Consider the following 860-nt stretch of genomic DNA (forward strand, 5'->3'; position numbering starts at 1 on the left):
TGATACGTTTCCAGCAAGGGCAGCTTCTGTTGCTCGATTGTGGCGAAGGCTTTCGGTTGCCTGGCTTGAAAATCTGCCAGGCTTCGCTTGTACCACGCCTCCTGCAGCGGCCGCTCGACAGCCTCCCAGCTCGACTGCTTGGCCTTCTCCTGCAGCAGCTCCTCCATGGACTTGCCATGTCGACGAGCGAGCTGTTTCGCCTTGAGAATATCCTGCAGGCTATGACCGGCCTGCATCAGCGTCTCCACCTGCGGCTCGTCCAGCTTGGGCGCTGCCGATGCTCGTGCTGCCGTTTTTGCTGCTGGGCTTGCCGGGTCATGCGTATCTTTTTCTAGGCCTGCAGAAGCTGCCGCACCTCTTGCTGGGCTTGCAGGAGCTGCGCGTCCTTCGGCTGTGACGCTCTTAGCCGCAGCAGAGGCTGCCGGCGAGGTCGGCAGGGTCGCCAGCTCGGGCAGCGGCGTCATGGACGACCGCGCCTCGACGGTTTGCATCTCGCTGGATAGCGGCTCGGCAGGAGGCAGTGTACGTACAGGCTCCGGCGCTGTCACAGCTTCGTTGCCGGACGGTTCCTCGGCCAAGCTGATCGACAGCGCGGTGAAGCCGGATACGACCATCCCCAGGCAAACCGTTAGGGCGATGGAGCGGGTGAACCACGTCGTCCTTTTCATCGGAATCAGTCCTTTTCGTTAGAGGGATAGAGGGATGACGGACAGCAAATTGCCGTTGTCATCGAAGGTGTAGTCAAGGATCTGGCCATTGGACAGCACGATGCGGTCAAGTCGGCCGCGGACATCATAGACGGAGCTGTAGTTGCCGAGGAAATAGTACACCGGCTGGCTGGGCAGCGACAGGTTGCCGTC

General features: G+C 61.0%; 1 pseudogene. It reads right to left on the reverse strand.

Annotation, left to right across the window (positions count from 1 at the left end):
• Nucleotides 1-668 (reverse strand): annotated as a pseudogene (locus tag AC6ROY_RS25425) (hypothetical protein); the annotation flags it as partial.
• Nucleotides 669-860: the final 192 nt, after the last annotated feature.

The sequence above is a fragment of the Paenibacillus sp. sg306046 genome, assembly GCF_059821225.1.